A 25,502-nucleotide genomic window follows, 5' to 3' on the forward strand; every position below is an offset into this window, starting at 1 on the left:
ATCCAGTTCCCGGCCGACGACCGGGAACCGGGGCGCGGGCGGCGCCGCGTCCCCGACCGGCCCCGAATGGCTTCCGGCCCGGCCCTCAGCCCTGCCGTGCCACGTACTCCCGTGCCTTGCGCAGCGCCTCGGGGTGCAGCGCCTCCCCGGCGGCCAGCAGCGAGGGCAGCAGGGTGCGTTCGGTCGTGGACGCCCGGAACTGCAGGGCGGCGGTGACCTCGTGGTCCGGCCGGTGCACGATCTCGATGGGATCCCCGGCGCGGACCGCGCCCGCTTCGATCACCCGCAGATAGGCGCCGGTCACGCCCTGCTGGGTGAACCGCCTGACCCACCCCCGCTCGCCGAGGTGCTCGGCGAAGGTCCGGCACGGGATCCGCCCCGAGGTCACCTCCAGCACCAGGTCCGCCCCCACCCGCCAGCGCTCGCCGATCCGCGCACCGCTGACGTCGAGGCCGAGCGTCGTGAAGTTCTCCCCGAACATTCCGGCGGCCAGCTTCCGGCCGCCCAGCTCCCGCTCCCAGGCGTCCAGATCCTCCCGGGCGAAGGCGTACACGGCCTGGTCGCTGCCGCCGTGATGGCGCAGGTCGCACACCGCGTCACCGGCCAGCCCGCTGCCGCCGACGCCCTTGGGCCCCGGGTCGCGCACCTCCACGGGGCCCTCCACCGGGCGCTTGTCGATTCCGGAGAGGCCGTCCGGGCCGTCGGTCTGTGCGTTGGGCCGGGGACGGCCGATGTTCACGGTCAGCAGCTTCATGCGGTCACGCTAACCGTCCCGAGCTCAAAGAGTCACGCCATTAGTTAGGTCAATCTCCAAGGGTTGCTTATGATGGTGGGGTGATCGAAGCTCGCCACCTCCGTGTCCTGCGCGCCGTGTCCACCACCGGCTCGTTCTCCGCCGCAGCCCGCGAACTCGGCTGCACCCAGCCCGCCGTCAGTCAGCAGATGAAGGCCCTGGAGGCCTCCATCGGCACCACGCTGCTGATCCGCACCGGACGCGAGATGCGCCTCACCCAGGCCGGCGAGGCGCTGGTGCGGCACGCCTCCGGCATCCTCGCGGGGCTGACCGCCGCCGAGGAGGAGGTCGCCGCCATCGCCGGACTGCGGGCCGGCCGGGTCCGGCTGGTCTCCTTCCCCAGCGGCAGCTCCACCCTGGTCCCGGGCGCGCTGGCCGCGCTGCGCGCCGAACACCCCGGCACCCGCGTCTCGCTCGTCGAGGCCGAGCCACCGCGCTCGGTGGACCTGCTGCGCGAGGGCGACTGCGACATCGCGCTGGCGTTCCGTTACGGGGCGGCCGGCGGCGAATGGGACGACCTGGTGGTCCGGCCCCTGCTCACCGACCGGCTGATCGGCCTCCTGCCGGAGGGTCACCGGCTGGCCGAGGCGCCGAGCGTGTCCATCGGCGAGCTGGCCGAGGAGTCCTGGATCGCGGGCTGCCCGCGCTGCCGCCGCCAGCTGGTCGAGGTCTGCGAGGAGTCCGGTTTCGCCCCGCGCATCGACTTCGCCACCGACGACTACCCGGCGGTGATGGGGCTCGTCGGGGCCGGGCTCGGTGTGGCGGTGCTGCCGGAGCTGGCCGTCGAGTCGGTACGCCCCAAGGGGGCCAGGGCCGTGCCGGTCGAGCCCGCCATCGAGCGGGAGATCGTCGCGCTGACCCTGCCGGACCTGGCCCGGGTCCCGGCGGTGGCGGCCACCCTGGACCAGCTGGCGCGCACGGCCGCCCGCTGAGACCGCGCGGGCCGCCACGCCCGTACGGGCGCCCGCTGGGGCCGCGCGGACCGTACGGAAGCCCTGCCGGTGCCGCGCGGGCCGCGACACCCCCCGGAAGCCCGCCGCGGCCGGTCGCGGGCCGGAGGTCCGAAGGTGTCGCAGAAACGTTTCTGCGTTGCGTTGGGGCGTACGGGTGTCAGGTGGCGCCGGAGCCCGGCCCCGCGGCGGGGACCCCGGAGGGCGCCGCGCTGATCAGCCGGTTCCTGGCCCGGCCCATCAGCTCCTCGCGCTCGTCCTCCGTCAGGCCGCCCCACACGCCGTAGGGCTCCCGTACGGCCAGGGCGTGGGCCGCGCACTCGGCCCGTACCGGGCAGCGCATGCACACCTCCTTCGCGGAGGTCTCGCGGGCGCTCCGCGCCGCGCCGCGCTCACCCTCCGGGTGGAAGAAAAGGGAGCTGTCCACGCCTCGGCAGGCGGCGAGCAGCTGCCAGTCCCACAGGTCTGCGTTGGGTCCGGGAAGGCGGGAGAAATCTGCCATTGCTTGTCCCCTCGGAGCTGTGCTGCGTCGGAAGCGGCATCCTCGACCGTCCGTGATCGACGGCCTGCTGTGTTCGGACCGTCTCTGATCGGTGTGACCGAAGTCTCGACCGTACATCTACGGTGCTAGTAGATGTAAATATGACTGATTGCGAATCTAGCCACAGACACCCCCGAAAGGGAAGAAAAGCTGCCAAATAGGGCATGCCGAGGAGTGAAGATTCGGTTGACGGGTGAATCACCCGTGCCGTTCTCCTCCGTATTCAGGTCCTCACGTAGAGTGCCGAACCCGGTCGCACGACCCGTAACTCTTTCGAGTGACCGTCGTTAAGAGAACGGATGCGGTTGACGGATATCCGGCTCGGGCACATGTCCGAGGGGGTCAACCGCACAGGTGACGACTTGTACCAGCCTGGAGGCTCAAGGTGACGCGCATCAGCTGCGGAGGACGGTCATGACATCCGTCCTCGTCTGCGACGACTCCCCGCTTGCCCGAGAAGCGCTCCGTCGCGCGGTGGCCACCGTGCCCGGCGTCGAGCGTGTGACGACGGCGGCCAACGGCGAGGAAGTCCTCCGCCGCTGGGGGGCCGATCGTTCGGATCTGATTCTGATGGACGTACGCATGCCCGGTCTGGGAGGTGTGGAGACCGTCCGGCGACTGCTCTCCGCCGACCCCGGGGCCCGGATCATCATGCTGACCGTCGCCGAGGACCTGGACGGTGTCGCGCTCGCGGTCGCCGCCGGTGCCCGCGGATATCTGCACAAGGACGCCTCGCGCGCCGAGCTGCGGGCCACCGTCACCCAGGCGTTGGCCGACCCGACGTGGCGGCTCGCCCCGCGCCGGCTGCGGTCCGCCGAGATGGGGGCCGCCCCCACGCTCACCGCGCGGGAGATCCAGGTGCTCGAAGGCATGAGCCACGGCCGGTCCAACGCGGAGATCGGCCGTGAGCTGTTCCTCTCCGAGGACACGGTCAAGACCCACGCCCGCCGCCTGTTCAAGAAGCTCGGGGCCTCGGACCGCGCCCACGCGGTTGCTCTCGGATTCCGCTGGGGCCTGGTCCGCTGACGACACGGCCCGGGCCGCGCCCCGTCCGCAGACCGGCGGGCGGGGACACGGAGCGGGCCACCGGCTCCACACCCCGCATCCGGGTGCCCGCCCAGCGGTGCCATGTGACGCTTCCCGGCCGATGACGCATCCTTGAGTCGTGGAGTTCCTCGGGAACGATTCGGTCGAGCGGAAGGGGAGGGCGCAGGACATGACATCCGGCGCACCCGCTCATAACGCTTCGGTGCACAACTCGGGGCGCGGTGCAGCGGACCGAGTGGCATCAGGGCACCATGGTTCGATGCGCGATGACGAGACCACGGTGATCGGTGCCCTGGTGCACCGCGCCGTCGACGGCGACGCGCAGGCCACCCACGATCTGCTGGCCCACGTCCACCCCCTCGCCCTGCGCTACTGCCGCTCCCGGTTGAACCGTCTCCCGGGTGATGCTCGCCACTTCGTGGAGGACCTGGCGCAGGAGGTCTGCGTCGCGGTGCTGATGGCGCTGCCGCGCTACAAGGACACCGGCAGGCCCTTCGAAGCCTTCGTCTTCGCCATCGCCGGACACAAGGTCGCCGACCTCCAGCGCGCCGCGATGCGCCACCCGGGGTCGACCGCCGTCCCCTCCGACGAGATGCCGGAGCGGCCCGACGACTCCCTCGGCCCGGAGGAGCGTGCCCTGCTCAGCAGCGACGCCGCCTGGGCCAAGAAGCTCCTCGCCAACCTCCCGGAAAGCCAGCGCGAGCTGCTGGTCCTGCGGGTCGCGGTCGGACTGACCGCCGAGGAGACCGGACGGATGCTCGGGATGTCGCCGGGTGCGGTCCGGGTCGCCCAGCACCGCGCGCTCAGCAGGCTCCGGGCGCTCGCGGAGCAGTAGAGACGCCCGTTCCGGCCCTCGCCGAGGGCTCTGTAGAAAGCTACAGAACGGCCAAGTGATCTTGATCGTGGAATGAGACACCCGTGGAGCCCGTTAGCATGGACATCCGCACCGATCAAGGCCATTTGGGGAAGGTGTCATGACTGCAAACGTCGACGGAGTGCCCGAGAAATTCGCGACGCTCGGGCTGACCTACGACGACGTGCTGCTGTTGCCCGGCGCGTCCGAGGTCCTGCCCAACGCGGTCGACACCTCGACCCTCATCTCGCGCAACGTCCGGGTGAACATCCCCCTGCTGTCGGCCGCCATGGACAAGGTGACCGAGGCCCGCATGGCCATCGCCATGGCCCGTCAGGGCGGCGTCGGCGTGCTGCACCGCAACCTCTCCATCGAGGACCAGGTGAACCAGGTCGACCTGGTCAAGCGGTCCGAGTCCGGCATGGTCACCGACCCGATCACCGTGCACCCCGACGCCACGCTCGGCGAGGCCGACGCGCTCTGCGCGAAGTTCCGCATCAGCGGTGTGCCGGTCACCGACGCCGCGGGCAAGCTGCTCGGCATCGTCACCAACCGCGACATGGCCTTCGAGTCGGACCGCACGCGCCAGGTGCGCGAGGTCATGACGCCGATGCCGCTCGTCACCGGCAAGGTCGGCATCTCCGGCGTCGAGGCCATGGAGCTGCTGCGCCGCCACAAGATCGAGAAGCTGCCGCTGGTCGACGAAGGGGGCCTCCTCAAGGGCCTCATCACGGTCAAGGACTTCAAGAAGGCCGAGCAGTACCCGAACGCCGCCAAGGACGGCGAGGGCCGCCTGCTCGTCGGCGCGGCCGTCGGCGCCAGCCCCGAGGCGCTGGAGCGCGCGCAGGCCCTCGCCTCCGCCGGGGTCGACTTCCTCATCGTCGACACCTCCCACGGCCACAACAGCAACGCCCTCTCCTGGATGGCGAAGATCAAGTCGAGCGTCGGCGTCGACGTCATCGGCGGCAACGTCGCCACCCGCGACGGCGCCCAGGCCCTGATCGACGCCGGTGTCGACGGCGTCAAGGTCGGCGTCGGGCCCGGCTCGATCTGTACGACCCGCGTGGTCGCCGGTATCGGCGTCCCGCAGGTCACCGCGATCTACGAGGCGGCCCTCGCCGCCCGTGCCGCGGGCGTCCCGGTGATCGGCGACGGCGGCCTCCAGTACAGCGGCGACATCGGCAAGGCGCTCGCCGCGGGCGCGGACAGCGTGATGCTGGGCAGCCTGCTCGCGGGCTGCGAGGAGTCGCCGGGCGAGCTGATGTTCATCAACGGCAAGCAGTTCAAGTCGTACCGCGGCATGGGCTCGCTGGGCGCGATGCAGTCCCGTGGCCAGGGCCGGTCCTACTCCAAGGACCGCTACTTCCAGGCCGAGGTCTCCTCGGACGACAAGCTCGTCCCCGAGGGCATCGAGGGCCAGGTGCCCTACCGGGGCCCGCTGGCCAACGTCCTCCACCAGCTCGTCGGTGGCCTGCGCCAGACCATGGGCTACGTCGGCGCCGCGTCCGTCGACCAGATGGAGAGCAAGGGCCGCTTCGTCCGGATCACCTCGGCGGGCCTCAAGGAGAGCCACCCGCACGACATCCAGATGACGGTGGAAGCACCGAACTACAGCAGGAAGTAACGCATCACCGCAGGTGAGGGGCGGACCGGAGTTCCCGGTACCGCCCCTCACCCATGCGTCGGGGATACTGGTCAGCGCAGACGTAGAGGGAAAGGCCACACATCGTGACTGAGATCGAGATCGGGCGCGGCAAGCGCGGCCGCCGGGCTTACGCATTCGACGACATCGCTGTCGTTCCGAGCCGCCGCACCCGGGACCCGAAGGAGGTCTCGATCGCCTGGCAGATCGACGCCTACCGCTTCGAGCTGCCGTTCCTGGCCGCTCCCATGGACTCCGTCGTCTCTCCGCAGACCGCCATCCGCATCGGCGAGATGGGCGGCCTGGGCGTCCTCAACCTGGAAGGCCTGTGGACCCGGCACGCCGACCCGCAGCCGCTGCTCGACGAGATCGCCGAGATGCCGGTCGAGTCCGCGACCCGCCGGCTCCAGGAGATCTACTCCGCGCCGATCCAGGAGGAGCTGATCGGGCAGCGCATCAAGGAGGTGCGCGACTCCGGCGTCGTCACCGCCGCCGCGCTCTCCCCGCAGCGCACCGCCCAGTTCTCCAAGGCGGTCGTCGACGCGGGCGTCGACATCTTCGTCATCCGCGGTACGACGGTCTCCGCCGAGCACGTCTCGGGCGCGGCCGAGCCGCTGAACCTGAAGCAGTTCATCTACGAGCTGGACGTTCCGGTCATCGTCGGCGGCTGCGCCACGTACACCGCCGCCCTCCACCTGATGCGGACCGGCGCGGCCGGTGTCCTCGTCGGCTTCGGCGGCGGCGCCGCGCACACCACGCGCAACGTCTTCGGCATCCAGGTCCCGATGGCCACCGCCGTCGCGGACGTCGCGGGCGCCCGCCGCGACTACATGGACGAGTCCGGCGGCCGGTACGTGCACGTCATCGCCGACGGCGGTGTCGGCTGGTCCGGCGACCTGCCGAAGGCCATCGCCTGCGGCGCCGACGCCGTGATGATGGGCTCCCCGCTGGCCCGTGCCACCGACGCGCCGGGCCGTGGCCGCCACTGGGGCATGGAGGCGGTCCACGAGGACGTGCCGCGCGGCAAGCTGGTCGACCTCGGCTCGGTCGGGACGACGGAGGAGGTCCTCACGGGCCCCTCGCACACCCCGGACGGCTCGATGAACATCTTCGGCGCCCTGCGCCGCGCGATGGCCACCACCGGCTACAGCGACCTCAAGGAGTTCCAGCGCGTCGAGGTGACGGTGGCGGACTCGCAGCACCGCCGCTGACCCTCCCGTACGGACGCGCAGGGCCCGGACCGCCGAAGCGGTCCGGGCCCTGCCGTATGTCCTGATGCCCTGCGGGGTGTCAGCCGGCCTTCTTCGCGCCACCGACGGCCGCGGCCCCGCCCAGCACGAGGAAGAGGTACGTCATGAAGTCGGCCTCTTCCGACCAGGCCTTGGTCACCGTGTCGAAGTGGTCGCCGACGACCTCGGAGAACGGGATCTGCGCCAGATCGGACAGGATCATCGAGATGCCGATGAGCTGACCGAGGTAGACCGCGCCGATCGAGAAGACCGCGGAGGCGGCGATGACCGCGGGGTTGGAGCCGCCGACCTTGCTCGCCGCGAAGCCGACCAGGAAGCCCACGCCGACCGCCGCGTAGCCGACCTCGCGCTCGATGGAGCCCGCGATCACGCCGTACAGGATGCCCGCGACGATCGCCGCGCCGAGCGCGACCGCCACGCCGAGCAGGATGTTGTTGCGGGCCGGGGGAACGGGGGCGAAGGGTGCGCCGCCGCCGAACGGGGCGCCCTGGCCGGGCTGCTGGCCCGCGAACGGGTTGCCGGTCGGGGCCGGGGGCTGCTGGCCGTACGGGTTGCCGGTCGGGGCGGCGGGGGCGGGCTGACCCGGCTGGCCGGCGTAGGGGTTGCCTTCGACGGGCTGACCGCCGAAGGGCTGCTGGGGCGGGTTCGGCGGCTGCACGGGCTGGCTCACGGTGGGACTCCCCCTGGGGCGGCTGCGCACTACTGCGCGGAATACGCACGTGTGTGCGCTCTGTGACGCCGCAGAGTAGCAGCACCCTCTGGTTTCGGTCACTGACTATCTTTCGACGGTCCGTCACCTGGTGGGCGTCCGCGTTCAGAGCCGGTGCGCCGCCCCCGCCGGAGTGGCCCCCCGGGTGTCCAGGAGCAGTTGGGCCTTCACCGCGAGGCCCTGGAGGTCGTAGGTGCGGTGCTGCTGGAGCAGTACGGTCAGGTCGGCGGCGGCCGCCGCCTCGTACAGCGAGTCGGCGCGCGGGACGGGCCGTTCGCGAACCCGCCAGTCCAGGACGTGCGGGTCGTGGTAGCCGATCTGGGCGCCCATGTCCATCAGCCGGGTGGCGATCTCCCGGGCGGGCGCGGCCTCCTGGTCCGCCGTGTCCGGTTTGTAGGTCACGCCGAGCAGGAGGACGCGCGCGCCCCGGACGGATTTGCCGTGCTCGTTCAGGAGGGTGGCGCAGCGCTGGATGACGTATCGGGGCATCCGGTCGTTGATCTCCTGCGCGAGCGAGACCATCCGCAGCGGGTGCCCGGAGGAGTGGCCGCCGTGGGGCGGGCCGCTCGGGTCGACCGGGACGCCGTGCCCGCCGACGCCGGGTCCGGGGCGGAAGGGCTGGAAGCCGAACGGTTTGGTCTCGGCGCACCGGATGACGTCCCAGAAGTCGACGCCGAGGTCGTGGCAGAGCACCGCCATCTCGTTGACCAGCGCGATGTTGACGTGCCGGAAGTTGGTCTCCAGGACCTTCGTCATCTCCGCCTCGCGCGGGCCGCGGGCCCGTACGACCTTGTCGGTGAGCCGTCCGTAGACGGCGGCGGCCGACTCGGTGCAGGCGGGGGTGAGGCCGCCGATGACCTTGGGCGTGTTGGCCAGGGTGCGGGTGCGGTTGCCGGGGTCGAGCCGGCCGGGGGAGCAGGCGAGGTGGAAGTCGCGTCCGGCGACGAGTCCGGAGCCCTCTTCGAGCAGGGGGCGCAGGAAGGTCTCCGTGGTGCCCGGCGGTACGGCGGACTCCAGCAGCACGGTGGTGTGCGGGCGCAGCCGGGAGGCCAGGGCGCGGGCGGCGTCGCCGAGCGCGGTGAGGTCGACGGTGCGGTCGGGGCCGAGCGGGGTGGGGGAGCAGATCACGGCGGTACGGACCCGGCCCAGCTCGGCGGCGTCGGTGGTGGGCCGGAAGCCGCCCGAGAGCATGCGGCGGACCTCGGAGGCCGTGAGGGAGCCCTCGACGGGGCTCCGGCCGGCTCTCAGCTCCGCGTACGGGCGGGGATCGGGGTCGTAGCCGACGGTGTCGATTCCGGCGGTCACGGCGGCCTGGGCGAGCGGCAGGCCGAGGTGACCGAGTCCGATGACGGCGAGGTCTGCGGGCATACAGGAAGACCCCCTAAGTGCGGAGAGCGAAGATCGCAACTGCTGTGGACAGCGCAATGTCAGACTAGGCGTAAATATGACCTATATGTCGCATTGTGCCGCTTCGGTCACCGGGGTGTTGTCCACAGGCGGTGGCTGAACTCGGGGAGCGCGGACAGAATCGAGAGGTGGACACGGGCGGCCGGCCCCTCGGCCGGGTGGCACTCCCGTGTCCGACCACCCCGATCCACCGGGAGGCAGCAGTGAGGACAGCGACACTGGGACCCGCCGAGCGCACCCTCGCGCTCGCCGCCATGGCCGAGCGCGAACTGGACGTGCTGGTCGTGGGAGCGGGCGTGGTCGGTGCGGGCACGGCACTGGACGCCGCGACCAGAGGCCTGACGACCGGCCTGGTCGAGGCGCGCGACTGGGCGTCCGGCACATCGAGCAGGTCGAGCAAGCTGATCCACGGCGGCCTGCGCTATCTGGAGATGCTCGACTTCGCCCTGGTCCGGGAGGCGCTCAAGGAGCGCGGGCTGCTCCTGGAACGGCTCGCCCCGCACCTGGTGAAGCCCGTGCCCTTCCTCTACCCCTTGCAGCACAAGGGGTGGGAGCGGCTCTACGCCGGCTCCGGCGTCGCGCTGTACGACGCCATGTCGGTCTCCTCCGGCCACGGACGCGGCCTGCCGGTCCACCGCCACCTCTCCCGCAAGCACGCCCTGCGGGTCGCCCCCGCGCTGAAGAAGGACGCCCTGGTCGGCGCCCTCCAGTACTACGACGCCCAGATGGACGACGCCCGGTTCGTCACCGAGCTGGTGCGCACCGCCGCGTCCTACGGCGCCCACGTGGCCAACCAGGCCCGGGTCGTCGGCTTCCTCCGCGAGGGCGAGCGGGTCGTCGGCGCGCTCGTCCGGGACGTCGAGAGCGGTACGGAGTACGAGGTCCGGGCCAAGCAGGTGGTCAACGCGACCGGCGTGTGGACGGACGACACCCAGGGGCTCATCGGCGAGCGCGGACAGTTCCACGTCCGGGCCTCCAAGGGCATCCACCTGGTCGTCCCCAAGGACCGCATCCACTCCTCCACCGGCCTCATCCTGCGCACCGAGAAGTCCGTCCTCTTCGTCATCCCCTGGGGCCGGCACTGGATCATCGGCACCACGGACACCGACTGGGACCTGGACAAGGCCCACCCGGCCGCCTCCAGCGCCGATATCGACTATCTCCTCCAGCACGTCAACTCCGTCCTGAACACCCCGCTGACCAGGGACGACGTCCAGGGCGTCTACGCCGGACTGCGGCCGTTGCTGGCCGGCGAGTCGGACGCCACCAGCAAGCTGTCCCGCGAGCACACGGTGGCCCACCCCGCCCCCGGCCTGGTCGTCGTGGCGGGCGGCAAGTACACGACGTACCGGGTCATGGCCAAGGACGCGGTGGACGAGGCGGTGCACGGGCTCGACCAGCGGGTCGCCGCCTGCGTCACCGAGGACACCCCGCTGCTGGGCGCCGAGGGGTACAAGGCCCTGTGGAACGCGCGCGCCCGGATCGCGGCCCGGACCGGACTCCATGTCGCCCGGGTGGAGCACCTGCTCAACCGGTACGGCTCAATGACCGAGGAAATTCTGGAACTGATCCTCGCCGACCCGGTCCTGGGGGAACCGCTGCCCGCCGCCGACGACTATCTGCGCGCCGAGATCGTCTACGCGGCCTCCCACGAGGGCGCCCGCCACCTGGACGACGTGCTGACCCGGCGCACCCGGATCTCCATCGAGACGTTCGACCGGGGCACCCGCAGCGCCCGGCTCTGCGCCGAGCTGATCGCGCCGGTGCTGGGCTGGGACGAGGGGCGGATCGACCGGGAGGTCGAGCACTACGAGAAGCGGGTGGAGGCCGAGCGCGAATCGCAGCGACAGCCCGACGACCTCACGGCGGACGCGGCCCGGCTCGGCGCCCCGGACATCGTGCCGATCTGAGGCGCGCCCCGCGGAGCCCCGGACAGCGGCCACCGCCTGTTGCCTCCGGGGCAGTTGGGACCCACCGGCCCGGTGGGGCGGTGCGGCGGACCGGTCCGGCCTGGACGGGGAGGACCGGTTGGTAGGAGGCTGTGGGTGATTCCCCGCCGGGCCGCGGTGCGGCGGACCCGGACCCGGCACCAGGACCGGTCCCGGGGTGAGGGACAATGAACGCTCTGCCAGGGCGGGTTGATCGCAGAGGGGACGCATGTCGGAGGCGGAGCAGGCACGGGAGCCCCAACGGGACAAGAACGGTCGTCTCCTCGCGGGGCGCTACCGGCTCGGTGAGGTGCTCGGCCGGGGCGGCATGGGCACGGTCTGGCGCGCCGACGACGAGACGCTCGGCCGCACGGTCGCGGTGAAGGAACTGCGGTTCCCCTCGGCGATCGACGAGGACGAGAAGCGCCGGCTGATCACGCGCACCCTGCGCGAGGCGAAGGCGATCGCACGGATCCGCAACAACAGCGCGGTGACCGTCTACGACGTGGTCGACGAAGACGACCGCCCGTGGATCGTCATGGAGCTGATCGAGGGCAAGTCGCTCGCCGAGGCGATCCGCGAGGACGGCACGCTGACGCCGAAGCGGGCCGCCGAGGTCGGGCTCGCCATCCTCGACGTCCTGCGCTCGGCGCACCGCGAGGGCATCCTGCACCGCGACGTGAAGCCGTCCAACGTGCTGATCGCCGAGGACGGACGCGTCGTGCTCACCGACTTCGGCATCGCCCAGGTCGAGGGCGACCCGTCGGTCACCTCGACCGGCATGCTCGTCGGCGCCCCCTCCTACATCTCGCCGGAGCGGGCCCGTGGTCACAAGCCGGGCCCGCCCGCCGACCTGTGGTCGCTCGGCGGACTGCTGTACGCGAGCGTCGAGGGCTGCCCGCCGTACGACAAGGGCTCGGCCATCGCCACGCTCACGGCCGTGATGACCGAACCGCTCGACCCGCCGAAGAACGCCGGTCCGCTCACCGAGGTCATCTACGGGCTGCTCGCCCGCGACCCTGAACAGCGTCTCGACGACGCCGGGGCACGGGCGTTGCTCAACGACGTCATCAACGCCCCCGACGTGCCCGCGCCCGCCCCCGCGGACTCGACGCAGATCATGGCCATCCCGCCGGCCCCGGCCGTGGACCTCCTCGTCAAGCGGACGCCGAAGCAGCCCAAGGCCCCGAAGCCGCCGAAGCAGTCCACCGGAACGGGTGAGTCCGGCGAAGGCGCCCGCGACCGGCTGCGCGGAGCCCTGCGGTCCGTGCGCAACGCGAAGACCCCGGCGGTGGCCGCCGGATCCGCCGCGGCCGCTGCGGCGGCGCCCGCCGTCCCCGGCCGCCTGGCCGCAGCGGCCACCGGCTCGCCCGCCGCCCCGCCCAAGCCGCCGTCCCCGCCCGGGACCCCCGCCCCGGCCGCGAAGTCGGCGGCGGCCGGGCCCGTCCCGGCGGGAACGCGGGGAGCCGTCGCGGCCCCCGCCGGAGCCTCGAAGTCCGCGGTGGCGGCGAACGCTTCCGTGCCCGGGCAGCGCCCGCCGTCCCCGGCCGCCTCCACGCGCGCCTCGATCACCGACGTGGTGCCCCGTCGCACCCTCGTGATCATCGCGGCCGTCGTCGCGCTGGCCATCCTCGGCACGATCCTCGCGATCGCCCTCGGCGGCGGTGACGCGGACCAGGGCGGCAAGGACGACACCGCCGCGTCGGCCGGAGCCTCGACGGGCGGCAGCGACGGCAAGGGCGAGGACACGGGCGGCGGTTCGTCCGGCGGGCAGGACGACGGCCGGAAGGAGGGACAGGGCAAGGAGGACGGCCGGGCCTCCGAGGGCTCGTCCGGCGAGGCCTCCGACGACCCGAAGGGCGACGACCCCAAGGGCGACGAGGGCGACGGCGGTGACAAGCCGGGCGCGGGCGACTCCCTGCCCGCCGGCTACCAGCAGGTCACCGACGCCCGGTTCCACTTCACCATGGCGATGCCCGAGGACTTCCGGCGCACCGCCATCGCGGGCACCAACTCCGGAGGCATCTACAACGCCGGACAGGGGAGCTTCCCCCGGGTCCAGGTCGACTTCAACAGCTCGCCCAAGGACGATGCCGCGGCCGCCTGGCGCGGGGCCGTCGCCAGCGCCAAGGTCCTCAGCGACGGCTACCAGCACGGCAGCATAAAAAAGGTCGAGTACAACGGCTATCCGACCGTCGCCGACTGGACGTTCGAGCGCAGCCACAGCGGCGTCCGGGTCAAGGTGCTCAACCGCGGCTTCAAGGTGGACGCCAAGCGCGGCTACTCCATCATGATCAGCTGCAAGGTGGACGAGTGGGACGGCGACGAGTGCCGGACGCTGCGCGAAACGGCGTTCGCCACCTTCACCCCCACGGACTGACCGCACGCCCGTGAACCGGCCGCCGGGCGCGCCCGATCCGGGCCGGTGTGAAACGTTTGTGCGGGCCGGGTTGGCACGACCCGTCCCGTCGGCCCGCGTTGCCACGTATCGTAAGAGGCCGGAGACCGTACGCAGCCGGAACGGCGGGTCAATTGCCCGCCGGACGACCGTGACTGACGGAATCGTGCGGCTCTGACGGCCGGGGGAACAGCGCGCTCTGGGGAGGCGTCGTGGACGACTACGCGGGTCGGGTGCTCGCCGACCGCTACCGCCTTCCGCTGCCCCCGTCCGACGGGTACGAACTGGCCGAGACCCGGGCGTTCGACACGTACAGCGGCCAGGAAGTCCTGGTCCGCCAGGTGCCGTTGCCGGAGATCGTGGACGCCGAGGTGCTCGACGCCGACGGGCGGGCCCCGGCGTCCGGGCGGGCCGGCGGGCGGGCGGTCCGCCGCAGTACGGACCCCGCGGTCCGGCGGGCGATCGAGGCCGCGCAGGCCGCCGCCCAGGTGCCCGACCACCCCCGCCTCGACCAGGTCTTCGACGTGTTCGCCGAGGCGGATTCGCTCTGGATAGTCAGCGAGCTCGTCGCGGCCCGGCCGCTCGCCGCGCTCCTTGCCGAGCGCCCCCTCAACCCCTACCGGGCCGCCGAGATCGGCTCCGACGTGCTCACCGCCCTGCGGGTGCTGCACGCCCATGGCTGGACCCACCGCAACATCACCGTGCGCACGGTCCTGGTGTGCGACGACGGCCGCGTCATGCTCACCGGTCTCGCGGCGGGCGCCGCCGAGGAGGCCCTCTGCGGGTACGCCCCCGCACCGCTGCCCGACGCCGATCCGCTGCCCGACGCCGATCCGGTGGCCGGCCCGTCGGAGCCCGGCCCCACGACGTACGGCATCCCGGCCCTCGATCCCACCCCGCCGGGTGAGCTCGGCGGCGGCTACGCGCTCCCGCCGGCCAGGAGCGACGCGGACGTCCCGGAGTACGCGGACGCGGACGTCCAGGAGTACGCCGACCACGACAGGCACGAGACCTACGGCAGCCGGGAGCTGCCCGTTCCGCCGCTGCCGCAGGGGTACGCCCCGCGCCGCGAGGACGACGGGCACGACCCGTACGACCAGCCCGACCGGTACGACCTGCCGTCGGGCCGCGAGACCGGCCCCGTCCTGGAGCAGCGGACCGACGGGCAGGAGATCGTCCCGCGCCCCGCCGCCCCCGCCGTCCCGTACACCGCCGTACCGCCCCCTGCCGAGCCGGGCGCGGCGAGCGCCGCCCAGCTGCGGGCCGCCCGCGCCGGGGCGATCGCCGCCTACCGCGCGGGGGCGCGGGCCGCCGCCCGGGCCACGGAGGACCGCCAGCAGGCCGGCCACACCCCGGCCGACCTCACGAAGCCACCGCGGGACGGACGCGAAGCCGCCCCGGACGCCGGTGCCACAGGCACCGCCGAAGCCGCCGGAAACGCCACGGACCCAGGCGCCCCCGGGGCACCGGGAGGACTCGGCGCCGATGGAGTCGCGGGCGGCGCAACGCCGTCGAGCGCCCCCGGCGCCCCCGAAGCCGACTCCGCCACCGACGCCGCCCCGGATGCCCCCGGCCCCCGCCCCCTCCCGTTCCAGCGGCCCGCCACCGGCGCTCCCGGCACCCCCCGACCGACCGCGCCGTGGGGCAGCCCCGCCGAGGACCCGTACGACGACGAGGACGACGAGGACGACGAAGAGGGCCCCCGGCCGCCGGGCCGCCGTGTCCATCTCGCCGGGACCTGGGACGACGGCCCCGGCGCCGGGCGGCCCGTCCCCGCCGGCGGATCGGGCGCGGACGCCCTGCGCGCCGACTCCCGGCGGCCCGGCGTATCAGGCGTACCGGGCGCCGCCGCGCAGGATCCGGCCCGCACCGCGCCGCTCCCGGCCGTGCGGACCACCACCCGGGCCTGGGAGGACGCCGTCGCGGGCGGCAGCGAAACGGCCGTCTACCGCGGCCCCGCCACCCCGCTCGCCGCCGAGCGCGCCCGCCAGGCCCGGATCGCCGTCGTCGGAGCCGTCACCGAGCGCTGGGCGCCCGAGCAGGCGGGGCCGGTACACGAGAACTGGCAGCTGGCACCGCCGATCGGCCCCTCCACCGACCTGTGGGCGCTCGGCGCGCTGCTCTACCGCGCCGTCCAGGGCCACGCTCCCTACCCCGAGGAGAACGCGGCCGAGCTGGTCCAGATGGTGTGCGGCGAGCCGCCCGCCTTCGCGGAGGAGTGCGGTCCGCTGCGGCCCGTCGTCGAGTCGCTGCTGCGCCAGGACCCCACCGAGCGGCCGGACTTCGAGGAGCTGCGCGGCTGGCTGCGCTCGCTGGTGCGCTCCGCTCCGGAGCCGGAGGCGGGTGCCGACGTCGTCCCGCTGCCCGCGCCCGACGCCACCCGGCTCCCCGTCGTACGCCGCCGGGGCGAGCTGGTCCGGCGACGCCGCGGCCGGTTCGGCGGCGCCGGGGCGGGCAGGCACCGCCAGGGCAAGCGCCGGCAGCGCGACGGCAAGCAGCGGGACCGCCACGAGTCCCTGTTGCCGCCCGACCGGCCCGTGCGCAGGCCGGTGGAGTCCTGGGAGGACGAGCGCCCGGCCCGCGCGCCGCGTGCGCCCAAGGGGCCCCGGGTGCTGCGGGAACCCCCGCGTCGGAACGAGGGCTCTCCGCGCAAGCTGGGCCGGCTGCTGCTCGTCCTGATCCTCCTGCTGATGGCCGCTGCCATCGCGTACGCCGTGATGTTCATGCCGAAGGCGGAACCGGGCCAGGACAACGGGGCGCCCGCGCCCACCGATTCCGCCGCACCGCCCGCCGCCTCGGGAGAGCCCGACCCCTCGGGCTCGACGGACGGTTCGACCGGGGGATCCGGTGAGCCCGGCTCCCAGCAGCCACAGACCAGCCGGTCCGCGGCCGCCCTCGCCCCCGGCTACACGCTCCGCAAGGACGCGGAGGGCTTCGAGGTCGGCGTACCGAAGGACTGGCAGCGCAGCCCGGCCAACGCCGACCGTCAGATCCGTTACGGGAGCGACGGGTTCACCCTGCTCGTGGTGCCCGGCCGGGACACCGTGAAGACGGGCGGCAGCGATCCGCTGGACTACCAGCGGGACAAGGAGCCCGAGCTCCAGCCGTTCCGGGACTCCAGCTGGTCCTCCTCGTCCGGAGTGCGCCGGGTCGACGTCGGCCGGCAGGCCATGGCCGAGGGGCAGTTCACCTGGCAGGAGAGCGGCGGGCGCGAGGTGTTCGTCCGTAACCTCGCCATGATCGTCGACGGTCGGTACCACGTCATCCAGGTCATCGGCCCCGAGAACGACCGGGACAAGGTCACCGAGATCTACGAGCAGGCGATCGCCTCGTACCGGGTCGCCGGCTGACCCCACGTCATCGGCACCGCAGCCCCCTGGGCGTTGTGCGGTGCCGACAACCATCACAGTGCGGTCTCGTGGGCGATCCCCCGTATCCCCGCCGCGCCCCGCCTCCGTAATCTGGCCATTCGAGGAACGGGGCGGGGACATCACGTGGATCGATCACAGGGCGCGGAAGCCGGACTGGTGCTGTCGGGGCGCTACCGGCTGGGCGACGTCCTCGGCCGGGGCGGCATGGGCAAGGTCTGGCGCGCCCACGACGAGGTGCTGCACCGCACGGTCGCCGTCAAGGAGTTGACCGCCGGACTGTACGTCGCCGAGGCCGACCGGCTCGTCCTGCACGCCCGGACGCAGAAGGAGGCCCGGGCGGCGGCGCGCATCACGCACCCCGGCGTCGTCACCGTCCACGACGTGATCGAGTACGACAACCGCCCCTGGATCGTCATGCAGTACGTCGACGGGCCCTCGCTCGCCGACGCGGCCAAGGAGAGCGGCGAGGTCGCCCCGCGCGAGGCGGCCCGGATCGGCCTGCACGTCCTGAGTGCCCTGCGTGCCGCCCACAGCGCCGGGGTCCTCCACCGGGACGTCAAGCCCGGCAACGTCCTGCTGGCCCGCGACGGGCAGGTGCTCCTGACCGACTTCGGGATCGCCGCGATCGAGGGCGACTCCACCATCACCCGGACCGGCGAACTCGTCGGCTCCATCGACTACCTGGCCCCCGAGCGGGTACGCGGCGGCGATCCGGGACCGGCCTCCGACCTCTGGTCGCTGGGGGCCACGCTGTACACGGCGGTCGAGGGGACCTCCCCGTTCCGCCGTACGTCGCCGATCTCCACCATGCAGGCCGTCGTCACCGAGGAGCCGCCCGCCCCGGTCAACGCCGGTCCGCTCGGGGCCGTCATCACCGCGCTGCTCCGCAAGGACCCGGCCGAGCGGCCCACGGCCGCGCAGACCGAGCAGATGCTGCTGGACGCCATGGAGGGCCGCGAACCCCGGGCCGCGCAGGCGCATGTGCCCACCCAGCGGCTCCCCGAGGAGGCCCGCTACGGCTACCGGGACGGCAGCGGTTCCGACGCCGGCGCCGTCCCGCCCGGCTCCGACGGCGCCACCGCCCGACTGCCCGGCGCGGCCTCCGCCTCCGCCGCCCCGACCGGTCAGGACCGGACCGGCCCGGCCCCCGGCCCCGCCTCCGCCCCGGTGACCCGGCGCGCCGGCTCCCGGTGGCGCACGGTCCTGGCCGTGATCGTCGCCGCGGCCGTCCTCGGCGGCGCGGCCGGGCTGATCGCGATGAAGTACGGGGAGGGGTCGGGCACCCCGGCCGCCGGGCGCACGCCGTCCGCGCCCCGGACCACTCCGGAGGCCACCGGCCCCGGGCCGAGCTCGTCGGAGATACCCGACGGCTGGCACCGGGTCGAGGACCCGGCCGGCTTCAGCCTCGTCGTGCCCGACGGCTGGGAGCGGCAGGTGAACGAGGGGCAGATCGACTACACGCCGGACGACGGTGCCCACCGGATACGCATCAGCGTCGACCCGGACCCGGACTTCGACCATCCCTATCTGCACCTGGAGAACATGGAGGAGCAGCTCTCCACGCGCCTGCCGGGGTACCGGCGGATCGGGATGGAGAAGAAGACCTTCCGCGACCGGCCGGGCGCCCTCTGGGAGTTCACCTGGAACGAGACCAAGGACCACCCGGGGCCCCGGCACGGGATCGACCAGATGTACTACGGCGGCCCCGGCGGTCCCGAGTACGCGCTGTACCTGACCGCCCCTCAGGAGAGCTGGGAGGCCAGCCGGGAGAAGTTCGACGTCATGCTGCGCAGCTGGCGCGCCCCGAAGGCGCGGCAGTGAGGGCGAGTCCGGCGAGCGCCCCGACCGTGCGGCGAACCGGCTGGGCTGCTGATCCCCGGCGAGAAGAAGAGCGACCCCCACGGGCACGAGCGGGTGCGGGTGCGGATGCCCGCGAAGGGGGAGGCGGCGAAGGACGGCGACGCGATCTTCGCCCCGCTGACCGAGGGCCTGAAAATTCACGCTTCCTGAGTGCCGCGGGCCGACCGCCGTCGGGTGACCGGCCGTAACGCCACTGATCAGCGGTTATGTCGCCAGTGATCACTGGCTCGTTCGAGGGTGGCGCCGAACGGGGGTGGCGGGTCCTGTGAAAAACTGTTACCGACGGGTACCCAAAGGCTCCGGCTGGACATACTCTCGGCCCCATGACGGACTCGCAGGCCCTTGACGCCCCTCTCGGTACGAACCCCGTGGCGGTCGCCCCCGCCGGGGTGCGCACGGCCGCCGACGTGGTCACCCCCGAGGTGATCGCCCAGCTGACCCGCGGGGTCGTCGGATCGGGCCGTACGGCCAACCACACCCCCTTCACCGGGGAGAAGCTGGCCGATCTGCCCGAGTCCACCCCCGAGGACGTGGCCACCGCCTTCGACCGGGCCCGCGCCGCACAGCCCGTCTGGGCCGCCGTCCCCGTACGGCAGCGCGCCGCCGTCCTGCTGCGCTTCCACGATCTCGTCCTGAGCCGCCAGGCCGAGGTCCTCGACCTCATCCAGCTGGAGACCGGCAAGGCCCGGCTGCACGCCCACGAGGAGGTGCAGGCCGTCGCCGTCGCCGCCCGCCACTACGGGCGCAGGGCCGCCTCCTACCTCAAGCCCCGCCGCCACACCGGCGTCGTCCCGACCCTCACCAAGGTCACCGAACTGCGTCAGCCGCGCGGCGTCGTCGGCCAGATCGCCCCCTGGAACTACCCGCTGGAACTCTCCGTGGGCGACGCGCTCCCCGCGTTCGTCTCCGGCAACGCCGTCGTGATGAAGCCCGACACCGAGACCGCGCTCACCGCCCTGTGGGCCCGCGACCTGCTGATCGAGGCCGGACTGCCCGCCGAGGTCTTCCAGATCGTCCTCGGCGAGGGCCCGGTCGTCGGCCCCGAGGTCGTCAGCCGCGCCGACTACGTCTCCTTCACCGGCTCCACCCGCACCGGCCGCGAGGTCGCCGTCGGCGCCGCCAACCGCCTGGTCGGCGTCTCCCTGGAGCTCGGCGGCAAGAACGCCATGCTCGTCCTCAAGGACGCCGACGTCGAGAAGGCCGCAGCCGGAGCCGTCCGCGCCTGCTTCTCCTCCGCCGGACAGCTCTGCATCTCCATCGAGCGGCTGTACGTCCACGAGTCCATCGCCGACGACTTCGTCCAGCGCTTCGCCACCCGGACGAAGGCCATGCGGCTCGGCAACTCCCTGGCGTACGGGGCCGACATGGGCTCCCTCGTCGGCGAACGCCAGCTGGAGACCGTCGCGCGCCATGTCGACGAGGCCGTCGAGAAGGGCGCGACCCTCGTCGCCGGCGGCGTCGCCCGCCCCGACATCGGCCCGCTGTTCTACGAGCCGACCATCCTCGACGGCGTCGAGGCCCCCATGGCCGTCTGCGCCGAGGAGACCTTCGGGCCGGTCGTCGCGATCTACCGCTTCAGCGACGAGGACGAGGTCATCGCGCTGGCCAACGCCACCCCGTACGGTCTCAACTCCAGCGTCTGGACCACCGACTCCCGGCGCGGCCACGAGGTAGCCGCCCGGCTGCGCACCGGCACCGTCAACATCAACGAGGGGTACGCGCCCGCCTACGGCAGCGTCCAGTCCCCGATGGGCGGCATGAAGGAGTCCGGCCTCGGCCGGCGGCACGGCTCCGAGGGCATCCTCAAGTACACCGAGGCCCAGACCGTCGCCCAGCAGCGGCTGATCCCGCTCGCGCCCGCCTTCGGGATGGACGACGAGAAGTACGCCGCGTTCATGACGACCAGCCTCAAGGTGATGAAGGCGTTCCGGCTGCGCTGAGACGCCGACACCGACGCCGTAGCGGCTTCCGTCCTTTTCGTACCGATTCCGTTCCGAGGAGTGCCATGTCCCAGGACAGCCCTGCCCAGAAACAGGCCGTGAGCCATGTCCCGGCCGAGGACGACGCCGCGTACGACTACGACGTCCTGGTCGTCGGCTCCGGCTTCGGGGGCGCGGTGTCGGCGCTCCGGCTCACCGAGAAGGGCTACCGCGTCGGCGTCCTGGAGGCGGGCCGCCGCTTCACCCCCGGCACGCTCCCCAAGACCTCCTGGGACCTGAAGAACTACCTCTGGGCCCCCGCCCTCGGCCTCTTCGGCCTCCAGCGCATCCACCTTCTCGGCAACGTCATGGTGCTCGCCGGGGCCGGCGTCGGCGGCGGGTCGCTCAACTACGCCAACACGCTGTACGTGCCGCCCGCCCCGTTCTTCGAGGACCGGCAGTGGGCCTCGATCACCGACTGGCAGGACGAGCTGAAGCCGTACTACGACCAGGCCCGCCGGATGCTCGGGGTCCGTCTCAACCCGACGATGACCCCCTCGGACATCCACCTCAAGGCCGTCGCCGAGACCATGGGCGTCGGCGACACCTTCCACATGACCCCGGTCGGCGTCTTCTTCGGCGACGGCAAGGACGCCGACGGCACCGCGAGGGCCAAGGCCGGCGGGCAGGTCCCCGACCCGTACTTCGGCGGCGCGGGCCCCGACCGCAAAGCCTGCACCGAGTGCGGCGAGTGCATGACGGGCTGCCGCCACGGCGCGAAGAACACCCTCAACGAGAACTACCTCTACCTCGCCGAGCGGGCCGGAGCGGTCATCCACCCGATGACCTCCGTCGTCGCCGTCACCGAGGACCCCGAGGGGGGCTACCGCGTCCTGACCGTCCCCACCGACCGCCGCCGCAGGGCGAAGCCCACCAAGCTGCGCGCCCGCAAGGTCGTCATCGCCGCCGGAACGTACGGCACCCAGACGCTCCTGCACACGATGAAGGACCGGGGCCTCCTGCCCCGGCTCTCCGCGAAGCTCGGGGAGCTGACCCGTACCAACTCCGAAGGCCTGGTGGGCGCCCAGACCAGCGACCGCCGCTACCGCAAGAAGCACGGCACCGCCAAGGCCGACTTCACCCGGGGCGTCGCGATCACCTCGTCGATCCACCCCGACGACAACACCCACATCGAGCCCGTCCGCTACGGCAGGGGCTCCAACGCCATGGGGGCGCTGACGGTCCTCCAGGTCCCCTACGGGGCACACCGGGTGCGCGGCTGGATCGCCAACATGATCAAGCACCCCACCCTCGCCGCCCGTTCGCTCTCCAACCGCCGCTGGTCCGAGCGGACCATCATCGGCCTGGTCATGCAGTCGCTGGACAACTCGCTGACCACGTACCGCAAACCGGGCGGCGTCGGAAAGGGCCTGCTCACCGCCCGCCAGGGCCACGGCGCCCCCAACCCGACGCAGATCCCGGAGGCGACCCTCGGCGCCACCCTGCTCGCCGAGGAGATCAACGGCTTCGCCGGATCCAACGTCGGCGAGCTGATGGGCACCCCGCTCACCGCCCACTTCCTCGGCGGCTGCCCGATCGGCGCGAGCGCCGAGGAAGGCGTCATCGACCCGTACCACCGCCTCTACGGCCACCCCGGCATCAGCGTCGTCGACGGTTCCGCCGTCTCCGCCAACCTCGGCGTCAACCCCTCGCTGACCATCACCGCCCAGGCCGAGCGCGCGATGTCGCTGTGGCCCAACAAGGGCGAGGCGGACCCGCGCCCGGAGCAGGACGCGGCCTACGAGCGGCTCGCCCCGGTCGCCCCGCGCACGCCCGCCGTGCCCAAGGAGGCGTTCGGCGCGCTGAAGCTGCCGTTCCTGGGCATCCCGGTGGTGCCGCCGAAGGGGACGACGGAGGCCGGGACGGATGTGGAGGGCGTCGGGAACACCCCGGTCCCCAACCCGTGACCGGGCCTCGTCATCCGTGACCGCGCACCGTCATCCGTGACCGTGCCCAATCCGTGATCTTGGGGAGGACAACTGTTCGGGGAGCTGCGCGGTCCAACCCGTACCGCGACACCTGTCACAGCAGCCACACAGCTCCTGCCGAGTCCCCGAGGTACCCGATGACACTCTGTTCCCCGAGAACCGTGCTGCACCGCGCAGCCGGTTCGCTCGCCGCCGCAGGCCTGCTGGCCGCGGCCTCGCTCGCCGGGGCGGCCGCCCCGGCGCAGGCCGCGGACACGCCGGTGTTCACGCTCGGTGGCCCGGCCGATACGGCCCTGCACCCGTATCCGAAGAGTGGCCGGCCGAAGGCGTCCACGGTCGGGATCAGCCTCAACAACCCGTCCGAGGACGAGGAGAACGGCGGCTTCGGCGGCTACTTCACCCTCACCTTCGACCTCAGCGGCGTCGCGGGCGTCGCCGACGTGAAGTTCGACGGCGAGTCGAGTCCGGACTGCGAGATCACCGGTACGAAGGCCGTCTGCGAGGACTGGGGCATCTGGCCCGGCCTCCAGGGCGCGGCGGACCTCCTCGTCACCGCCGCCGACGGCAGCGAGAACGGTGACTCCGGAACGATCACGGTGACCGGCGAGGCGGAGGGCGCCACCTTCACGCCGTTCACCACCCGGGTCACGGTCGGCGGCCCCGACCTCGTGATGGAGCGGCTGCCGTTCAGGACGGAGCTGGCCCCGGGGGAGAAGCAGCAGGCACCGATCACCTTCGCCAACCGCGGGACCCGGGACGCCGACGGCGTCCTGCTCACGCTGCGGTACTCGCGTGGCCTGGACATCCCGCAGCGCTACTCGAACTGCGAGTACACCGTGGACGACCCGGGCCAGCCGGACTTCGGCTCGACCACGGCGCTCTGCTCCGTCGAGGGGGCCTTCGAGGCGGGCGCGACGTACACGCTGGCGACCCCGCTGACGCTGGAGGCCACCGAGCGCGCCTACTACGACACCTTCCTGTACCGCATCCAGGAGGACAGCGCCGCCCAGCGTGCCGCCCAGCGTGCGGGCGCCGCCTTCGAGCGGGGCACCGGCGGCGTGCTGAAGGCGGTCCCGGTGAAGAAGGGCGCGGCAGTCAGCAGCGCTGACCTCAATCCGTACGACAACCAGCAGGATGTCGACTTCCGTACGAAGAACACGGCCGACTTCGTCGCGTACGGCGACGACGTGGCCGGGCCCGAGGGATCCACCGTCAAGGCCGACATCGGCTTCCGCAACGAGGGCCCGGCGTGGATCGGCCACATCCGTTCCGGCGAGGACGTCGCCACCGTCGACTTCACCGTCCCGCAGGGCACTTCGGTCACGTCGAAGCCGGAACGCTGCCGCGCGGTGAAGGCCGACGGTTCGTACCGTGAGGACCAGAAGAGCCCCGCGCCGCGCTACGTCTGCAACACCTCGATGACCGTGCGGGACGGAGCCGGCCTCGACCTGCCCTTCGAGCTGCGGGTCGACAAGGCCATGGTCGGCGCGAGCGGCACGGTCACCGTACGCAACACCTGGCTGCAGAACCCGAAGCTCCCGTTCGACCCGAAGCCCGGCAACAACACGGCCTACCTGGTCCTGAACGGTGAGGGCGGCGGCTCCGACTCCGGCGGCGTGACGGCGGGCGGCGACGGCGGTGGCTCCGGCGAGCCGTCCACCCCGCCGACCTCGGCCCCGGACCCGGAGAAGAGCCCGTCCGGCACCGCCAGTCCCTCGGCGTCCACCACGTCCGGCGGCTCCTCGGCGGGCACCGCCGGGGGCTCCGGCGACGGCGGCGGCCTCGCCTCGACGGGATCGGTCGCCCTGATCGCCTCGGGCACGGCGGCCGCGGCGCTGGCGGCGGGCCTGGTGCTGTTCACGGCGGCACGGCGACGGGCCGCGCGCCAGAGCTGAGAAGCGGAGGGGGCGGAGGAGGGAGCGGGCCTCCGCCCGGATGCGTTCCGATGCGGCCGACCCGGGCGTCCCCGGGATCGGCCGCATATGGGGTGACCGGGCTGCTGTCCCCTGCGGACCGGTCACATACGCCGGGTCGTGGTCCCACGACGCACCTGCAGTACGTCACACTCCCCGGCGGAGCCACGCGTGGTTTCCTACCGATGCCGCCCCTGGTTGGCACGGACATCAGGACCAACGAAGGCACCGCGCTCCTGGTCACGCGCCGTACGGGTGAGACGGGCCCCGAACGCAGATACGGCCCGTGCGAGGCGGGCGGAGAACCGTTCCGTCCGCGCGCCGCCCGCTGGGCCTCACACCCGGCCGCGGCACAGCTCCAGGAGCGTCATGGCCAGCGCGGTGCCCGGCTTGCCCAGCGCGTCCCTGTAGTGGCCGAGCACAGCCGTCTCGCGGGAGAGGTTGACCCGTCGGCCGCCCGAGGTGATCCGGGCCTCCTGGATCACCGCCGAGACGGCCATCCGTTCCTGGACGAGACCGATGATCCGGTCGTCGAGGGCGTCGATGCGCTCCCGGGCCCCGCCGATCAGGACGGCGGCCTCGTCGGTGTGGGCGCCGGTGGCGGTGGTGGTGTCCGTGGTGCCGATGCCGATGCTGCTCATGATGGTGACTCCTGATGATCGGAGGCCACCCGGGGCGAACGGGCCCGGATACGCAGAACGCCCCGGGCCTGCTGGCCCGGGGCGCCTGGAACGTTGCTTGTCAGTAGCTCAAGCAGCACGACCATGGCAGCCGGCGGGCCGGATGCCATAGGTAAAGACGAAGGTCGTGTGCTGACGCATGGCGCACATTATGGCGGTGCTTCCGTCGACCCGACAAAACGGGGCCCGGATCGTGAGACGAGCGACGGTCGCCTCCCCGGCCTCACCGGCCCGGAGGAGGGTCCGCGCACGG

The 25,502-nt window shown here is 72.7% G+C and carries 17 protein-coding genes; 12 read left to right on the top strand and 5 right to left on the bottom strand.

Annotated elements, in window-relative coordinates; translation table 11 throughout:
- Positions 1-85 precede the first annotated feature (85 nt).
- Complete coding sequence (locus CCZ36_RS21765; RefSeq protein WP_128818380.1) at positions 86-754, bottom strand: MOSC domain-containing protein; 669 nt, start codon at positions 752-754, stop codon at positions 86-88.
- A gap of 80 nt (positions 755-834) precedes the next feature.
- On the opposite strand from CCZ36_RS21765, the gene CCZ36_RS21770 reads away from it, so the two are divergent.
- A complete protein-coding gene (locus CCZ36_RS21770; RefSeq protein ID WP_069736497.1) occupies positions 835-1,725 on the top strand; it encodes a LysR family transcriptional regulator in 891 nt (296 codons plus the stop codon).
- Positions 1,726-1,903: 178 nt separating this feature from the next.
- On the opposite strand, the gene CCZ36_RS21775 is transcribed toward CCZ36_RS21770, so the two are convergent.
- On the bottom strand, positions 1,904-2,245 hold the full coding sequence (locus CCZ36_RS21775) for a WhiB family transcriptional regulator (protein ID WP_069736498.1): 342 nt from the start codon (positions 2,243-2,245) through the stop codon (positions 1,904-1,906).
- 453 nt (positions 2,246-2,698) lie between these two features.
- Between CCZ36_RS21775 and CCZ36_RS21780 the strand changes: the two genes are divergently transcribed.
- The 4 genes from CCZ36_RS21780 (at position 2,699) to CCZ36_RS21795 (ending at position 7,037) form a co-directional block, all read left to right on the top strand.
- A complete protein-coding gene (locus CCZ36_RS21780; protein WP_003948568.1) occupies positions 2,699-3,310 on the top strand; it encodes a response regulator transcription factor in 612 nt (203 codons plus the stop codon).
- Positions 3,311-3,590: 280 nt separating this feature from the next.
- A complete protein-coding gene (locus CCZ36_RS21785; protein WP_006126954.1) occupies positions 3,591-4,166 on the top strand; it encodes a sigma-70 family RNA polymerase sigma factor in 576 nt (191 codons plus the stop codon).
- A gap of 139 nt (positions 4,167-4,305) precedes the next feature.
- Positions 4,306-5,808, top strand: a complete 1,503-nt coding sequence (guaB, locus tag CCZ36_RS21790; RefSeq protein ID WP_069736499.1) for an IMP dehydrogenase — start codon at positions 4,306-4,308, stop codon at positions 5,806-5,808.
- 104 nt (positions 5,809-5,912) lie between these two features.
- On the top strand, positions 5,913-7,037 hold the full coding sequence (locus CCZ36_RS21795) for a GuaB3 family IMP dehydrogenase-related protein (RefSeq protein WP_010058709.1): 1,125 nt from the start codon (positions 5,913-5,915) through the stop codon (positions 7,035-7,037).
- A 79-nt stretch (positions 7,038-7,116) separates the two neighbouring features.
- Here CCZ36_RS21795 and CCZ36_RS21800 read toward each other — a convergent pair whose 3' ends face one another.
- Positions 7,117-7,746, bottom strand: a complete 630-nt coding sequence (locus CCZ36_RS21800) for a hypothetical protein (RefSeq protein WP_237302718.1) — start codon at positions 7,744-7,746, stop codon at positions 7,117-7,119.
- Positions 7,747-7,890: 144 nt separating this feature from the next.
- Positions 7,891-9,153, bottom strand: coding sequence for a nucleotide sugar dehydrogenase (locus CCZ36_RS21805; protein WP_069736500.1), 1,263 nt, complete (start codon positions 9,151-9,153; stop codon positions 7,891-7,893).
- Between the two features lie 242 nt (positions 9,154-9,395).
- Here CCZ36_RS21805 and CCZ36_RS21810 point away from each other — a divergent pair, with 242 nt between their 5' ends.
- The 7 genes from CCZ36_RS21810 (at position 9,396) to CCZ36_RS21840 (ending at position 24,551) form a co-directional block, all read left to right on the top strand.
- The gene (locus tag CCZ36_RS21810; protein WP_069736501.1) at positions 9,396-11,102 is read left to right on the top strand and encodes a glycerol-3-phosphate dehydrogenase/oxidase; all 1,707 of its coding nucleotides are present in this window, start codon (positions 9,396-9,398) and stop codon (positions 11,100-11,102) included.
- Positions 11,103-11,349: 247 nt separating this feature from the next.
- On the top strand, positions 11,350-13,500 hold the full coding sequence (locus CCZ36_RS21815) for a serine/threonine-protein kinase (protein ID WP_128818381.1): 2,151 nt from the start codon (positions 11,350-11,352) through the stop codon (positions 13,498-13,500).
- A gap of 230 nt (positions 13,501-13,730) precedes the next feature.
- Positions 13,731-16,868, top strand: coding sequence for a protein kinase (locus CCZ36_RS21820; RefSeq protein WP_128818382.1), 3,138 nt, complete (start codon positions 13,731-13,733; stop codon positions 16,866-16,868).
- A 144-nt stretch (positions 16,869-17,012) separates the two neighbouring features.
- Complete coding sequence (locus CCZ36_RS21825; RefSeq protein WP_128818383.1) at positions 17,013-18,710, top strand: serine/threonine-protein kinase; 1,698 nt, start codon at positions 17,013-17,015, stop codon at positions 18,708-18,710.
- A 362-nt stretch (positions 18,711-19,072) separates the two neighbouring features.
- Positions 19,073-20,689, top strand: a complete 1,617-nt coding sequence (locus CCZ36_RS21830; RefSeq protein ID WP_069739879.1) for a succinic semialdehyde dehydrogenase — start codon at positions 19,073-19,075, stop codon at positions 20,687-20,689.
- A 65-nt stretch (positions 20,690-20,754) separates the two neighbouring features.
- The gene (locus CCZ36_RS21835) at positions 20,755-22,635 is read left to right on the top strand and encodes a GMC oxidoreductase (protein WP_069739880.1); all 1,881 of its coding nucleotides are present in this window, start codon (positions 20,755-20,757) and stop codon (positions 22,633-22,635) included.
- Between the two features lie 158 nt (positions 22,636-22,793).
- On the top strand, positions 22,794-24,551 hold the full coding sequence (locus CCZ36_RS21840; RefSeq protein WP_128818384.1) for a peptidase: 1,758 nt from the start codon (positions 22,794-22,796) through the stop codon (positions 24,549-24,551).
- A 353-nt stretch (positions 24,552-24,904) separates the two neighbouring features.
- Here CCZ36_RS21840 and CCZ36_RS21845 read toward each other — a convergent pair whose 3' ends face one another.
- On the bottom strand, positions 24,905-25,210 hold the full coding sequence (locus tag CCZ36_RS21845) for a chorismate mutase (protein ID WP_069739882.1): 306 nt from the start codon (positions 25,208-25,210) through the stop codon (positions 24,905-24,907).
- Between the last annotated feature and the right edge of the window lie 292 nt (positions 25,211-25,502).

This window comes from Streptomyces sp. S063 (assembly GCF_002832675.1).
In the GTDB taxonomy this organism is placed as follows: domain Bacteria; phylum Actinomycetota; class Actinomycetes; order Streptomycetales; family Streptomycetaceae; genus Streptomyces; species Streptomyces sindenensis.

Coding starts and splice junctions, on each gene's coding strand:
- CCZ36_RS21765 (WP_128818380.1), bottom strand. CDS start 754: ATGAAGCTGCTGACCGTGAACATCGGCCGTCCCCGGCCCAACGCACAG.
- CCZ36_RS21775 (WP_069736498.1), bottom strand. CDS start 2,245: ATGGCAGATTTCTCCCGCCTTCCCGGACCCAACGCAGACCTGTGGGAC.
- CCZ36_RS21780 (WP_003948568.1), top strand. CDS start 2,699: ATGACATCCGTCCTCGTCTGCGACGACTCCCCGCTTGCCCGAGAAGCG.
- CCZ36_RS21785 (WP_006126954.1), top strand. CDS start 3,591: ATGCGCGATGACGAGACCACGGTGATCGGTGCCCTGGTGCACCGCGCC.
- guaB (WP_069736499.1), top strand. CDS start 4,306: ATGACTGCAAACGTCGACGGAGTGCCCGAGAAATTCGCGACGCTCGGG.
- CCZ36_RS21805 (WP_069736500.1), bottom strand. CDS start 9,153: ATGCCCGCAGACCTCGCCGTCATCGGACTCGGTCACCTCGGCCTGCCG.
- CCZ36_RS21815 (WP_128818381.1), top strand. CDS start 11,350: ATGTCGGAGGCGGAGCAGGCACGGGAGCCCCAACGGGACAAGAACGGT.
- CCZ36_RS21830 (WP_069739879.1), top strand. CDS start 19,073: ATGACGGACTCGCAGGCCCTTGACGCCCCTCTCGGTACGAACCCCGTG.
- CCZ36_RS21835 (WP_069739880.1), top strand. CDS start 20,755: ATGTCCCAGGACAGCCCTGCCCAGAAACAGGCCGTGAGCCATGTCCCG.
- CCZ36_RS21840 (WP_128818384.1), top strand. CDS start 22,794: ATGACACTCTGTTCCCCGAGAACCGTGCTGCACCGCGCAGCCGGTTCG.
- CCZ36_RS21845 (WP_069739882.1), bottom strand. CDS start 25,210: ATGAGCAGCATCGGCATCGGCACCACGGACACCACCACCGCCACCGGC.